Below are 14,197 nucleotides of genomic sequence, written 5' to 3' on the forward strand. Positions count from 1 at the left end.
TTCACCTCAATAAGGATCGACTGCATCGCGCAGACCGTCGCCCAGCGCATTGAACGCAAAGACGGTAATCAGGACGAAACCGACGGGCGCCAGGATCCAGGGATAGGTGCCGATCACCGAGTAATTCGCGGTGTCCTGCAGCATCAGGCCCCAGGAAATCAGCGGCGGCTTCACGGCAAAACCGAGGAAGCCGAGGAAGGATTCCAAGAGCACGACGCTCGGGATATGCAGGGTGACCGCAACGATGACGTGGCTCATCACGTTCGGGAAGATGTGCTGGAAGATGATGCGCCGGTCGGTGGCACCAACAGCCATGGCGGCACGCACATAGTCGATGCGGGCGAGCGCCAGCGTCTTGCCGCGCACTTCGCGCGACATCTGTGCCCAGCCGAGCGCCGACATGACGATGATCACGAAACCGAGGAAGACATTGGTCGGCGCCGTCACCGGGATCAGCGAGGTCAGGGCGAGATAAAGAGGCAGCTGCGGGAAGGCGAGCACCACTTCGACGAAGCGCTGAATCCAGGTGTCGAAGGTGCCGCCGAAATAGCCCGATACCATGCCGACCGTCGTACCGATCATCGTCACGATGAGGACGACGGTGAGTGCGATCGTCAGCGAAATCCGCGAACCGATGATGGCGCGTGAAAGGACGTCACGGCCGAACTTGTCGGTTCCGAGAAAGTGCACCGGCTGGCCGTCCACCGAACCGAAGAAGTGCCGGCTCGCCGGGATGAGACCAAAGAGCTTGTATTCGGCACCGCTCACGAAAAAGCCGAGGAGGCGCGGATTGTCGTAATCAGGGCCGACAATCGGCTGGAAGGTCACGGGATCGAGCTCTTCGGATTCACCGAGCGCATAGACACGCGGCGGATAGGCGAAGTTGCCGTCTTTGTCGCGAAAGCTGATAACCTGCGGCGGGGCAAAGCCGACATCGGTCGCCTTGGGATCCATCGGCGCGAAGAAATCCGCAAAGACTGCCATGAGAAGCAGCAGGCCGACGAGGATGAGACCCATCATGCCGGTCCAGGAGCGCCTCAGTCGGCGCCAGACGAGCGAAAGGTAGCTTTCATTGCCATGCGGTGCATTCTTGACAGATTCTTCGTGCGGTGGCGGGGGAGCGGAATCGAAGGCGAGCATATCAGGCTCCTCCGTACTGGCGGACGCGCGGGTCCAGCATGGCAAGCAGCATATCAGCAATGATGTTGCCGACGATCAGCGTGGCAGAGAGCACCATCATGAAGGTGGCCGTGACGTAGACGTCGCCGATCGCCATGGAACCGACGATGGCAGGACCGACGGTGGGAAGCGAGAAGATGATCGCAGTCTCGATCTCGCCGGTCAGCATGTAGGGAAGCACGACACCCTGATACATCACGAGCGGGTGCAGCGCGTTAGGTACGGCATGGCGCATGACGACCGCCCGGCCTGACAGTCCCTTGGCGCGAGCGGTTTCGACATACTGCGCGTTCAGCGTATCGAGGAGGTTGCCGCGCATGACGCGCATGTTGTAGGCGAGACCGCCGAAGGTGGCGATGGCCACGACCGGCCAGACATGGCTGACGAGATCGACGAACTTCGCCCAGGACCACGGCGCTCCACCAAATTGCGGTGAGAAGAAGCTGCCGATCTCCGAGACGTTGAACTGGAAGACAAGCAGGTAGACGATGATCAGTGCCATCAGGAAGCGCGGTACCGTCATGCCGAGGAAAGAGACGCCCGAAAGCAGGCTGTCGATCCAGGTATACTGACGGGTGGCCGCCCAGATGCCGAAGCCGATGCCGAGCACGGATGCGAAGATGTGGCAGACCAAGGCAAGCGCCAGAGTGCGCGGCAGGCGCTCGGCCACGACATCGGCAACCGGCTTGTTGTAAAACATGCTGTAGCCGAAATCGCCTTGGGTAATGATGCCCTTGATCCAGTTGAAGTACTGGATGACCATCGGCTGATCGAGGCCATGGGCAATGCGGTAGGCCTGAGCCTGCTCGTCCGCCTGAGCAAAGGAGGCCCCACTTTGATTGATCAGCTGCGAACGGATGTAGTCGGCATAGTCACCAGGCGGCGCCTGGATGATCGCGAACGTCACGATGCTCAAAATGATGAGGACGGGTATCGCAGAGGCTATGCGCACGAGCAGGAATCGTAACATCGGACGGTTCGCTTCTCCTTGCCGCCAGTCGTGCCTGTCGGTACGGCCGGCTTGTTGATCTTTCCCGGCCGCGCTTCACGCGCGACCGGAGTCCTCGGTTGGGAGGGAACTTTTAGTTGACCGGGCCCTTGTCACCGGGCTTGCCGGGCAGCTGCTCGGGGAACAGCTCGTACTTGCCCTGCTTGTCGGCAGCCACCCACAGACGTTCGCGGATGACGGAGTCTTCAGCCCAGTTGAACATGAAGATCGGGGTACCTTCGGGAACGTTCGAGAAGCGCTTGTTGACGATCAGCGCACCCGGATATTCCGTGAGCCCGACCGTATCGACATTCTCGGTCGCGACCTTCTGGTACTGCTTCATGAGTTCGACGCGCTCGTTGTTGTCCTGGCTGGCCTGAAACTTCGTGACAATACCCACCAGCTTCTCTTCGTAGGGCATCAGGTCAACCTTGCCGTCCTTGCCAGCGCGATGCTGCCAGCTCGTGCGTGGGCCGACGGGCGCCAGCTGCTCGGTGTTCTGGACCACAGACGCGAGCTCCGGCGAGCTGCGCTGGATCAACCAGTCGAACCGGCCGCTATAATGAGCATCGTCACGCTTTGGACCGTCCAAAGCATTGAGAATGACCTTTATGCCAAGCTTTTCCATCTGTCCGATGACGCCTTCGGCAAGGCTCTTGTCGGTCGCGTAGCCATTGTTGACGAGAAGCACGATCTCAACGTTCTTGCCGCCTTCTGTGCCGGCGGGGAAGTTGACAAAGCCGTCACCATCCGTGTCTTTCAAGCCAACCTTGGCAAGCAATTCCTTGGCGCCCTTCAGATCGAAGGGATAATAGACGACGGAGTTGCGATCGTAGAAGCTTGTGCCCGACGAGAGGCCACCGGGATAGATCGCCGTGAACGGACCCTTGACGAGAGAGTCGCCGATCGCCTTGCGGTCGAGACCCATGGTGATCGCCTTGCGGAAGTCTTCGTTGCGGTTGAGTTCGCGGATCGCCTGACCACGGGCATCGGGATCGCCCCAGCCGTTGGCGGACAGGTTCATGCGCATGTTGTAGCCGATCAGGCGCGGGCCGAAGGCAAGGCGCGCCGGCGCGGTCTTCTCGGCAGCGCGCTTCAGCGACGCCACGAAGTTTTCCGGTTGTTCCAGGTTGGAAAAATCGCCGGAACCGGCCACGGCCTGCACGTCGCGGTCGGCCCAGGTCGACAGCTTGTAGTGCAGCTCATTGAGGTAGGGCAGCTGGTTGCCCTTCTCGTCGACCTTCCAGTAGTAGGGGTTGCGGCGCAACACGATGATGTCGTCGGGACGATATTCCACCGGCACCCAGGCCCCCATGACCGGGATGTTCATGTATTCCGGCGGGAAGGCATTCTTGAACTGGTCGTAGGTGTTCTTCGAGTATTTCGGATGCTGCGGCTTCAGGATATGCGACGGGCCTGGGCAGAAACTCGGGTAGGCCATCGTATAGAGATACTGCTTCGGGAAAGCATCCTTGAAGGTCCATTCGACGGTGTAATCGTCGATCTTCTTCAGCGTTGTTCCTTCGCCGAAAGCCTCCGGCGATGCGCCACCGCCAAGCGGCGAGACGTTGGGATCGATGACTTCGTCGTCCCAGTAGAACATGATGTCGTCAGCGTTGAAGGGCACGCCGTCGGACCACTTTGCGCCTTCGACCAGGTGCATGGTCAGCTTATGGCCGTCCTCAGACCACTCCCAGCTCTTCGCAAGGTTCGGAAGCGGTTCGGTGTCCTTGGCCTGAACCTGGAAGAGAGGTGCGGTGCGCGTCAGGCATTCCGACATGCCGATATCGATGCCGCCCCAGCCCTGCGTCTGGCCGGCACCGTAATTCCATCCTTCTGGACGGCCGCCGATGACATGGCGCATGGTGTCGCCGTAGACACCGATACCATCGACCATGTTCTCGGTCTTGAAGACCAGAGGCTCCTTGGGGAGGCGATCCTTGACCGGTGGCAGCTTGCCAGAAGCGACGAAGTTCTTCGTCACCCAGTCCGGCTCATGATATTCAGGCAGCGCCTTGAACTCTTCGATCGTATCTCTCGAGACGTATTTGATTTTGCCCTCCGCCGGGAATTGCGGCGGAGCGGGCGGTGCCGTCGGCTCGGAAGCGTAGGCGTTCAAGGCCGAAACCGAGACGCTGAGCGCCAGTCCGGCAAGAATGCCAAGGTTACGGAAATTTTTCATCGTTTCTCCCTCTTGTTTCAGGGGGCACTTGGCCGCCCTGTTTCTCCTCACACGATCCGGGGGACAGGCTTGCGTCGATGGGCTCCCTCCCGGAGCCCCATCGCCACCCGTCCTCCGGGAAACTTAGACGGCCTGCTTCAGTGCCGCCTTTTCGGCACGTAACTCTTCGATCGAGCGGACGTTGCGGCGGGCTGCGCCTTCCCAGTCGCGGGTCTTGACCGTCGACTTTGCCAGCCGCTCCTTGGCGGCTGGAACAACATTGGCATACTGCGGCAGCCAGCGTGCCTGGGCGACGACCATCTCGTCGACCATCTGCCAGACCTCTTCCGGAGTCGCGACAGCCCCGACCAGAGGGTCGTGCAGTACGGCAAGCTTCAGAAGGTCGATATCGCCGCTGATCGCCGCATGTACCGACATGCGCTGCACGTTGATCGACGCCATACAGGTGGCAGCGCAGGCTTCCGGAATGGTGATGCCTGAAACCATGTTGATGCCGAAACGATCGACGAAGCCGGGCGACTCGATGATCGCATCGGACGGCAGGTTGGTGATGACCCCATTGTTCTTGAGGTTGAAGTGGCCGCGGTAGACGCGCCCCGTTTCCAGGGCCTCGAGGATATGGCTCGCATGCTCGTTCGAACGCTTGGCCGGATCAATCGGCTTGGATGCCGATTCCAGAAATTGCGGGAACTCGGTCTCGAACCAGTTGCGGGTCTCGGTGGAGTGCCGGAGGTAGCCGCCGGTTTCGCCATGGATCCAGTCGGACATGTCGATCCACTTGGTGATCTCGTCCGGGCGCTTGCGATACCAGGGGAGGTATTCCGACAGATGGCCGTTGCTTTCCGTGGAGTAGACGCCGAAGCGCTTCAGGACGTCGATACGTAGCTTTTCCTGCTGCGAGAAGACCGGATGCGCCTCGAAGGCTGCGACGAGCTCGTCCTTGCCGATCTTGCGCCCGTTGAGACGCAGGTCCACAAACCAGGTCTGGTGGTTGATGCCCGAGCAGATATAGTCGAGTTCGGAAGGCGACTTTGCGCCAAGCACTTCGGCGATCTGTTCGGCGCCATGCTGGACACCATGGCAAAGCCCGACCGTGTCGACCTTGCCGTATTCGATCGCAGCCCAGGTGTTCATCGCCATCGGATTGGCATAGTTCAGGAACTTGGCACCCGGCTCAGCAACTTCACGGATATCCTTGCAGAAGTCGAGAATGACCGGAATATTGCGCTGGCCATAGAGAATGCCGCCAGCGCAAATCGTATCGCCGACGCACTGGTCGATGCCGTATTTCAACGGAATGCGGATGTCGTCCGCATAAGCCTCCAGACCGCCGACTCGCACGCAACTGATGATGTAGCGCGCCCCCGTCAGCGCCTCGCGGCGGTTGGTCGTCGCCGTCACCTTGGTCGGAAGCTTGTTGGAAGAAACGATCGTGTCGAGGATCTGCTTGATCATCTGCAGATTGTGTTCGCTCACGTCGGTGAGAGCGAACTCAACATCCTGGAATTCCGGCACGCAGAGGATGTCGGTGAACAGTTTTTTCGTGAAGCCGACGCTGCCCGCGCCGATGATAGCGATTTTGAAACTCATGATCCTTGCCTCAATGCAATCAATTTGCCGGCGCTGAAGGATGAGAAGAAGAATTGGAGGCGGGCTTGCGCTCGACGCCAAAAAAGGCCAGAAATCCGGCTTATTCTCCTCCCCGCCGCTCCTCGGTTCTGGCGGTGTTCTCTCTCTTGAGAGCCGATTATGCGCATATTCGGCGAGGCCGCCAGAGAAGGATTATGCTTTCATGGGTAATTCTGTGCTGCAAAAACTGATTGATAATGGTCCTGTCATGCGGACAGTATCGCTGCCACGCGGCCGCCAGAGCCTGCACACGATGCCCACCAGCACGGGCTACGAGATCCGCGAGAATGCGACCTACGACTGGGATGGCCGAAAGCGCGGGCAAACACCTTTTACCGTCCTGCAGCATACGATCAAAGGCGCGGGAAACCTGCGCTACGAGAATCGCCAGCTGCGGGTGAAGGAGGGAGAGACGCTGCTGGTCCTCGTTCCGCACAATCATCGTTATTGGCTCGAGGATGGAGACCGCTGGGAGTTCTTCTGGATTTCAATGAACGGAGAAGAGGCGCTGCGTATCCATCGCTCGATCCTCGCCGTGACCGGCCCGATCCTGAAGCTGCAACCGCAGACAATCGAGCATCTGGCCGACTGCAGCCTGCGGCTGATCAATGATGCGGAGACGCCGGGACTGGCCTCCGCAATCGCTTATGAGGCGGCCATGGCGCTATATGACGACGTCTTCGGCTCGCATCCTGTCTTCAGTGAAGAATACCGGACGATGCAACACGTCATCGACCACATCATGGCCAATCTGGAGCGACCGCTGCCCGTCGAGGATCTTGCGCGGGTCGCGGGTCTCAGCCGGGCACATTTCTCGCGAATGTTCGCAGCCAACGAGGGCCTGCCGCCGGCCGAATTCGTTCTTCAGAAGCGGTTGAAGCGAGCCGTGACGCTGTTGACCAAGACCGCCAACATGCCTGTGAAGGAAGTGGCGATCCGCTCGGGCTTCGAGGATGCCAATTATTTCTCCAAAGTATTCCGGCGCGTCTATGGCACCAATCCGACCGAGTTCCGCACGACCGGCATGTATGCGAGCGTCGGCAAAGGCCGCTGACGCCCGCGTTGAGCCTCAGTGCTATTGTGCGATGTCGTAGTCGAGTTTCGGATACCAGGTCGGCGGGCGGCCTTCAGGCGTGGTGTCAAGCACGGTCCAGAGCGGCATGAAGTCAGGCGCACCGCGTGGATCCTGGCCGGGATCTGCGGTTTGAGGCCCCATCTCCGGGTTCCAGAAATGGCGGATCACACCATCCTTGATCGTGAAGACGTTATAGGCGGCGTCATCACTGCCATCAGGCCCAATGGCGTGGTAGTCGCGGCTAAATTCGTCGGTCGTGTCGCAGTAGAGTGGCAAGTGATGCCAGCCGCGCTCTTTCTTGAACGCCAGCAACCGCTCGATGGGCGAGCGCGCAACAACGGCGAAAGCGACCCGCTGGCTGATATCAGGAACCTCGCCATCGAGTGCCGACAGCATCGATGTACACATCGGGCATGGTCGCTCTCGCTGCGGCCCGTACATGTAATTGTAAATGACGAGTGTGGATTTATTTCCGAACAGGTCCTTTAGCGTTACTTCGCCGTCCGGCCCTTGAAAGCGGTAGTCCTTCATTACCTGGCCGCCGGGCGGCAACGCACGGCGCTGCTCAGCCACGCGCTCGATATGCCGGCGCAACTCGATTTCTTCGGCGAGCAGTTCATCGCGAGCCTGCCGATATTCGGGACTTTCGTTCGGAAAACTGAGGCCGTTTCTTCTTGCCAGCTCCCTCGCAGAAACAAGGTTATTTGCATCCATCACGTGAACCTCCTTCAGTTTTTGACAGGACGATGCAGCGGATTTCGCGGACGCGTTCCGCTGTCCAAACAAGGAACGTTTAACGACTGCGAAATTCGACAGAAGGGTACGATTTTTTTGATGCAGTCGATCGGATGCACTTTGTAGGAGCTTGAATTTGCAGCGATACTATCCGCCGTTGCAGCTAGCTGCACATTCGTTTGTCTCAGACTTTTATCCACTTTCCCACGCCGATTTGAGACCTATGTCCCCTTCATCCTTTATCTCCTGGAAGGACGAGGGAGGCTTCAATGCATCGTGGCAACCGGTGTCGAAGTCTCCCTCTATGGAGAGAACAATGCGATCCTTCATATCCCTGATCGAGGCAGCCGTTGTCGCGGCCGGTTCCCCAGTCGCATCTGATGACGGCACGGGCATCGAGCGTGCTCAGGCCGTGTGCTCGTTTCTCGAAAATACCGGCTTGAATGGCAATTGTGCCGTCGATGCCAAGGAAACGCTCATCGAGGTTTCGCTAGCAGGGCGATACGACAGCCCGGCTGACTGCTCCAAGGTCGTTGACATGTTGCGGGCACATGGTTTTCAACTGGGGCCGAACTGGGAGCTTCGGATCAAGGCGAGCATCAAGGACGAGCCAGAGGTCACCGAGTGCGGTCTGGCGCCTGCTCGACAATAAAAGCCAAGCTAGCAGAGCAACGTGCGTTAGCAGCCGACGGTCAAAGAGCTATGGCGTCGAGTTCGGCGTGATCGTCAACACGGATCCATGAGCTTCCCGCCACTCATTATCGCCAACCTGGCGGTCGGTTGCCTTGTGCAGCAGGATTGAGCTGTAGCCCTTTAGACGCGTCCCTTCGATCAATGTCACGTCGGAATTTCCTGGATTGTCGGAGCGCTCGAACCAGTCGACCGCGTGGCGGAGAAAGTTCATCTCGAACGCTCGATTTGTGACACCGTGGCCAACGATGACGATGTCGTTGCCTCCATCGGATGCATCATCGATCACGGTTTGCATGAAAAGACGAAGCCGCTGCGCCACATCCGCCCTGCTCTCGCCATCCGGTGCCCTTGCATAGAACTTCCCACTGTTGTTTCGCAGCCTGGCCCATTTCTCGAACTCATCTGGAAACTTCTGTCGCCGCTCCGCATGGTCGTAGATTTCGGTGAAGAGGCCAAAATCCTGCTCGCGCAAGAGGTAGTCCTCCCGAACATCCCTTACCCATTCCGGCCGCAGGGCCTCCAGCAGCGCATCCTTGCTTTGTCGCGTCCGCAGATACGGCGAGTACCATATATCCAGTCTCTGGTTTTCGCCCTCGGGCAATTCGGCAAGATAGGCCGCAACCGCTCGGCCGGCCCCGAGCGCTTGTCGATAGCCCCATTGTGTCAGCGGGACGTTGTGATCGCCAAACCGCCCATAGGCTTTCTCATTGATGTTGCCTAGGGATTCGCCGTGTCGGACGAGAAAGATGCGCATTGGTCGCCGTATGTTTCAAGATCAGTTGGCGCCATGATGAAGGCATAGGAGGCGCAGTGCAACTTGGGCGGCGTCGGCCGGGCGGTACCTGCAATGCGCGCGGCATCCGGCAAAAAGCAAAAGCAGCAATTGAGTTAAATATTAGCGCGTGCTTTATTGCCTCTCGCGTTCACTACCGGAGGTATCTATGACCCAAGATATCTGGAAGGCATGCGTGGCTCGTCGCGCGACGGTGATCATGCTGGGTTTCGCCGGGTTCTTCGGCGTTATCGGCCCTGTGCAGAGCGCGACAATCAACGTTGCGCCAAAAAGCGGGGGTCGTGACGAAGGGCTCACGATCCAGGCGGCGGTTGCGCTCGCGCAGCCAGGCGATACGATCATGCTGGCGCCCGGAACCTATATGCAGGATTTTCGATCGGTGCGGGATGGTGAGCTTGGAAAGCCGATCACGATCGAGGGCTCGCTTGGATCTGTCGTTAAAGGCGGCGGCCAGCCCCGGGTGATTGAAATCAATCACAGCTATGTTGAGCTCAGGAATTTCACCATCGATGGCCGATTCGAGAAGCCGAACACGAAGAAGAGCTATCGCGACAAGCTGCTCTACGTGATCGGAAACAAGCCTGGAAAGGAATTGACGGGGCTTCGCGTGCTCGGGATGGATATTCGCAACGCGGGCGGCGAGTGCGTGCGCCTGCGCTATCAGGCGAGGCAGAATGAAATTGCTTATTCCAGAATAAGTTCGTGCGGCCGCTTCGACTTCTTGTTTAACGATGGCGGAAAGAATGGCGAGGGCATCTATATCGGAACCGCGCCGGAACAGTTAGGCGGGCGTGGCGCGCCGGACAAGGCGATCGATCATTCTGATCGGAACCGTATCCACGACAACGTCATCGCTACCGGAGGCAATGAATGCGTCGACATCAAAGAGGGCTCGAGTGGCAATATTGTCGAGAAGAATAGTTGCACTGGGCAGAAGGACCCCAACTCCGGTGGCTTTGACTCGCGCGGCAACGGCAATGTCTTCCGCTACAATCTGGTCTATGACGTCGTGGGGACCGGCGTGCGCCTTGGCGGCGACGAAGAGGCCGATGGCATCAATAACGACGTCTACGGGAATACCTTTCGCAATGTGGGTGTCGGGCTGATCCGGGCGCAACGGGCGCCTCAGGGAAAGATCTGCGAGAATATTTCTCAGAACAATAAGGTCGTCAGCACCAATTCGATCGGCAAGACACTTGATCCGACCGGGCCATGCGACGGACCGAAGGCAACGGCAGATCTGCGAACCCAATCGGCGGCTGCATCAAACCGATCCGAGGTGGCGAAGAAAATCGAGAAGGGTGGCAAGCCGCTAAGCTGTGGACCCTCCGTTGCCGGCTGTGTGATCGGGCGCCTGGAAGGCGACGATCGCAACAGAATCAAGATCGTCGATGCCAGCGACGTCGTTCTGCGCGGCCACCACCTGATTCTGACGGATGCCGTTGGACCTGACGGGAAAGCGATGCCACTAAAGCCGCTCGCGGGAAAGCTGATCAGGATGGAATACACCAGTATTCAGAAGAAGCGGTTTGCCGGCGCCAAGATCATCGAGGTGGTCAACTAACCCGGTGTGGGCGCAACTTGGCCGTCAAAAACAGTGAACGATGGATCTGCGCGCCGGCCGAGGCGCCATCGGCCACCGCCAGCGAAACCGAATGCGGGATACGTGCAACGTGATCGCATGCAAAGGCACCCTCGGGTCTACAAGATTGTCCCGACCACGCGGTTATCAAACGAGACGAAGGCGAGGCTTCCTTTGCGGCCGGGAGTCGAACATGGTTCTGGCTTCGCACTCTTCGATGAGCCAATCACGGTCGGTTCCCAACATCCAACGATCCCGAGACTCTTTCTGAAACCAGTTAGCGCGATTGCCGACGACATAGAGCCGCCTACGAGCTCTCGTCACTGCAACGTTCATGATGTTGGGTTGGGAAAGTGCCCATTCGATGCTATCAACGCGCTTCGCTCCGAGCACAAGTAGGACTGTTTCAGCCTCCCTCCCTTGGAAGCTGTGGACCGTGCCGATGGAGTGATCGATCCATTCCTCTACAATGGCCGGCGGCAAATCTCCGAATAATTCGGTAGCGTTTTGCAAGAGATGCAGCTTGAGGCCGACAGCGACCTTCCTGAAAGGCGTGATAACGAAGAGATCAGGTAGCTCACGATCTGAGTGACGGTTAGCGATGTGGCGGGAAATGACGTGCGCGGCAACTGCGCCTTCTTCCGGAATGTAAAAGTCGTTTGCAGTCTCGGCGGTTCCGACCACGTTGATCCAAGCGCTTGGCCCAAAGGTTGGTCGTCTCTCGTTCTGCCGCGCCTCGTGATTCACTGTCTCGTCCGCCAGCACCATGGAGTGCTCATAAGCCATGCCGTTGGAGATCGAGAACATCGGCTCGACACATCGCCGATGAACGCGCAAGGGAGCGCCGATCCATCTGCCGTTTCGGACTGCGCCGAACGGATTGATCCGGTCAGCTAACGTTTGCAGCGAGCTGGACTTGCAACGAAACTCGGAGCCAACGTCGAATTTCGCCGCGAGCGCCCGATCCACGGAGTTGCTGATGGTGGAGATCGGCTCAAGCTGAAATGGATCGCCGACGATGATCGCGCGCTTCGCCCGTGATACCGCATCGATTGCGTGGTGGCTGCATGCCTGTCCCGCCTCATCGACGATCAGCCAGGGTATCGTTCCGCGCTCGAAGCTTCCAAACACGTTCGCAAACGAACAGAATGTCGATGAGACGACCGGAACCAGAAGACTGAATGTGCTCCACAGATGTCCTGCAAGCGCTTCCAGCTCAGTGCTCGCTTTTCCCGAGTTAAGCTTAACCCAACCTATGAGGTTCGCTTGGATGCTGTTCCTTGCATGAAACACAAAGGATTCGTGAAGCTTCATGGCGGCAACGAAGAGTTCCGCACGAGCCCGCTCAAGAGCGGATGATGTGCCAACGAGCATCTGGGCCTTGCACCGTGGCTCAGCATTTATGTATTCGGCCGCAGTGACGACGCCGCCAAGTTCTTCCAATGCACACTCAATCTGCTCACCTGCTCTAGCCAGGATGGGGTGCGGCAGAATGGTGGCGGTGGCGGATTCTTGAATCGCAAGCGCACCTGAACTCAGCGGCGACGCAACTGATGCGCGCGCCGGCCCTGACCAAGGGCCAACTTCGGTATATTTCGAACCGAAGGTTTCGGTTGCATGCATGAGTTGGTTCAGCCAGCGATGAGTTGCTTTCAACGCCCCGACGGCCTGTTTCGCTGCGGCGTATCTATCTCGTGCAACGTTCCAAGCAGTCGCATTGCAGCTATCGAACAGCGTACCATCGTCGAGCGCGTCGATCACAGATGCTGCGCATAGATCGCGATTGCGTCTGTTTCCAAGTGGGACTGAGATCGCGCCCCAGGCTTCGGCCGCAACGTGATGCTGCGCCATCAGGCTCTCGGCCAGTTTCGGCAGGTAGCTCAGTGAAGTCCTGTAGCTCTCGCCAAGCTTCTCTTGCCTGGGTAGTTCGAGTGTCAGGTTGGCTACTGCGTTATTGTTGGTACTTGCGATCACAACCAGGAAGTCGTGCAGCGGTTTGTCGATCCTGTATTGAGGGCTGTTGCCATTGGCCGCCACGGGGGCGAAAGCAGACTGTGGATCCTCGTAGGAATGCAAGACATCGGCGCGACGAGTGATAACCTCGGCAATGACATCCATCAACAGAGTCGTTTTGCCGGTGCCCGGTGGCCCGTTGATCGAGAACGTCCCACCTTCAGCGACACGCGAGAAGGTCTCGTTGACTGCGACTTGCTGCTGTGGCGAGAGAGAAAAGTCAGAGGGCCATCGAGCGGACGGATACTTGTCCGTTTGCAAGCACTCCAGGATCGTTTCATCGCTGCTTGCATCGAAATCCGACATGGCGACCGGCTTCGTGAGCAGATCCCAAGCTGCGCCCATGACGACGCCATTTTCAAGGTCACTTGCCATCTGACGCAGTAGATTGGGATAGACACTTGGAAACACCCGCGCGTCCTGGATCTTCCTCGGACGGTTCCCATCGATGAACGCCTTTGAGCGGGTTACGACAATGCATTTAACCGTTGCTTTAATGTCGGCGGGCAGTTGCAAGGCCGAGTATGCGCAGTGAGTAAGGGCCTCGGCAATTGCCAAGGGCTTGGATCGAGGCTTCGCCCTGGTTTTGAATTCAGTTGCCAAAATCTCGGCATAGTCAGAGAAAGTGATTGTCGTACATTCGAGAGTGACGGCTAGATCGTAGAGAAACCGATTGACGACCAGAGAACCTTTCTCCACCGCTCGCTTGTCGGAGACGGCGAAAGTACCGGCAAAGGTATACTGGCCGTCTTCGTCAGGATCGCGACCGTGCGCGCCCTGCTCGGGTGACCAACGACGGATCAATAGCCTGTCGCATTCTCTGAGTGGCGCGATGCCAAACCGGACAAAGTGTCGGTACAGTCTGCTCGTATCCGCCGTCGACGGCCAGGGATCTTTGTCATCGACAATGTGGGACACCGCTACGTCGCCACTTCTTTCACCATCGTCCTCGGCAATTGGGGCACTGTAGCGCTCGACATGCTCCCAATACTTTAGGGTTCGAAGGACCTCCTCGCGGGAATGCTGAGCACGGCCGGGGACACGCAAATTGGGATGGGTACCCCCCAAGCTCGTTGTCGTGTCTTCCATGCATCGCCCCGGTCAGCCTTCGACAGGCCAAGCCCGACGAAAACGCACGGGGCCGCTTGCCCAGGCGGAATCGTCGAATAGCCCTTCTAAAACCAGATGCGGCCATAATGGTTAACAAAGTGTTAACGCCAGAGAGGCAGTGGTCTGGCAAGTCCCAGGTTTGCCGGGCTTGTCGTCCTGGCGAGAAGGCCCGCGTCATCTTAATAGCTGCCACTGTCACCAAACTGGGAACCGGCCGA

At 58.5% G+C, this 14,197-nt stretch carries 10 protein-coding genes and 1 pseudogene; 3 read left to right on the forward strand and 8 right to left on the reverse strand.

The window, feature by feature from the left end:
* Positions 1-6: 6 nt before the first annotated feature.
* The 4 genes from K9B32_RS16605 to K9B32_RS16620 all read right to left on the reverse strand — a co-directional run bounded on the left by K9B32_RS16605 (position 7) and on the right by K9B32_RS16620 (position 5,939).
* Entirely contained in the window at positions 7-1,140 is a 1,134-nt protein-coding gene (locus K9B32_RS16605) for an ABC transporter permease (protein ID WP_224564013.1), read from the reverse strand.
* A 1-nt stretch (position 1,141) separates the two neighbouring features.
* Complete coding sequence (locus K9B32_RS16610) at positions 1,142-2,149, reverse strand: ABC transporter permease (protein WP_224564015.1); 1,008 nt, start codon at positions 2,147-2,149, stop codon at positions 1,142-1,144.
* A 112-nt stretch (positions 2,150-2,261) separates the two neighbouring features.
* Entirely contained in the window at positions 2,262-4,349 is a 2,088-nt protein-coding gene (locus K9B32_RS16615; RefSeq protein WP_224564017.1) for an ABC transporter substrate-binding protein, read from the reverse strand.
* 123 nt (positions 4,350-4,472) lie between these two features.
* Positions 4,473-5,939, reverse strand: a complete 1,467-nt coding sequence (locus tag K9B32_RS16620) for an alpha-glucosidase/alpha-galactosidase (protein ID WP_224564019.1) — start codon at positions 5,937-5,939, stop codon at positions 4,473-4,475.
* Positions 5,940-6,141: 202 nt separating this feature from the next.
* Here K9B32_RS16620 and K9B32_RS16625 point away from each other — a divergent pair, with 202 nt between their 5' ends.
* Complete coding sequence (locus K9B32_RS16625) at positions 6,142-7,032, forward strand: AraC family transcriptional regulator (protein WP_224564021.1); 891 nt, start codon at positions 6,142-6,144, stop codon at positions 7,030-7,032.
* 21 nt (positions 7,033-7,053) lie between these two features.
* Here K9B32_RS16625 and K9B32_RS16630 read toward each other — a convergent pair whose 3' ends face one another.
* Positions 7,054-7,767, reverse strand: coding sequence for a DUF899 family protein (locus K9B32_RS16630; RefSeq protein WP_224564066.1), 714 nt, complete (start codon positions 7,765-7,767; stop codon positions 7,054-7,056).
* Positions 7,768-8,104: 337 nt separating this feature from the next.
* Between K9B32_RS16630 and K9B32_RS16635 the strand changes: the two genes are divergently transcribed.
* Positions 8,105-8,440 (forward strand): hypothetical protein, encoded by a 336-nt coding sequence (locus K9B32_RS16635; RefSeq protein WP_224564023.1) that lies wholly within the window; start codon positions 8,105-8,107, stop codon positions 8,438-8,440.
* A gap of 48 nt (positions 8,441-8,488) precedes the next feature.
* On the opposite strand, the gene K9B32_RS16640 is transcribed toward K9B32_RS16635, so the two are convergent.
* The gene (locus K9B32_RS16640) at positions 8,489-9,235 is read right to left on the reverse strand and encodes a histidine phosphatase family protein (protein ID WP_224564025.1); all 747 of its coding nucleotides are present in this window, start codon (positions 9,233-9,235) and stop codon (positions 8,489-8,491) included.
* A gap of 187 nt (positions 9,236-9,422) precedes the next feature.
* Here K9B32_RS16640 and K9B32_RS16645 point away from each other — a divergent pair, with 187 nt between their 5' ends.
* The gene (locus tag K9B32_RS16645) at positions 9,423-10,838 is read left to right on the forward strand and encodes a hypothetical protein (RefSeq protein ID WP_224564030.1); all 1,416 of its coding nucleotides are present in this window, start codon (positions 9,423-9,425) and stop codon (positions 10,836-10,838) included.
* Here K9B32_RS16645 and K9B32_RS16650 read toward each other — a convergent pair.
* Positions 10,831-10,968: pseudogene (locus tag K9B32_RS16650) on the reverse strand (thioredoxin reductase); the annotation flags it as partial. The gene K9B32_RS16645 and the pseudogene K9B32_RS16650 overlap by 8 nt on opposite strands.
* Before the next feature lie 35 nt (positions 10,969-11,003).
* Complete coding sequence (locus K9B32_RS16655) at positions 11,004-13,958, reverse strand: DEAD/DEAH box helicase (protein ID WP_224564033.1); 2,955 nt, start codon at positions 13,956-13,958, stop codon at positions 11,004-11,006.
* Positions 13,959-14,197: the final 239 nt, after the last annotated feature.

Source organism: Rhizobium sp. 3T7 (assembly GCF_020166565.1).
Lineage (GTDB): Bacteria > Pseudomonadota > Alphaproteobacteria > Rhizobiales > Rhizobiaceae > Rhizobium.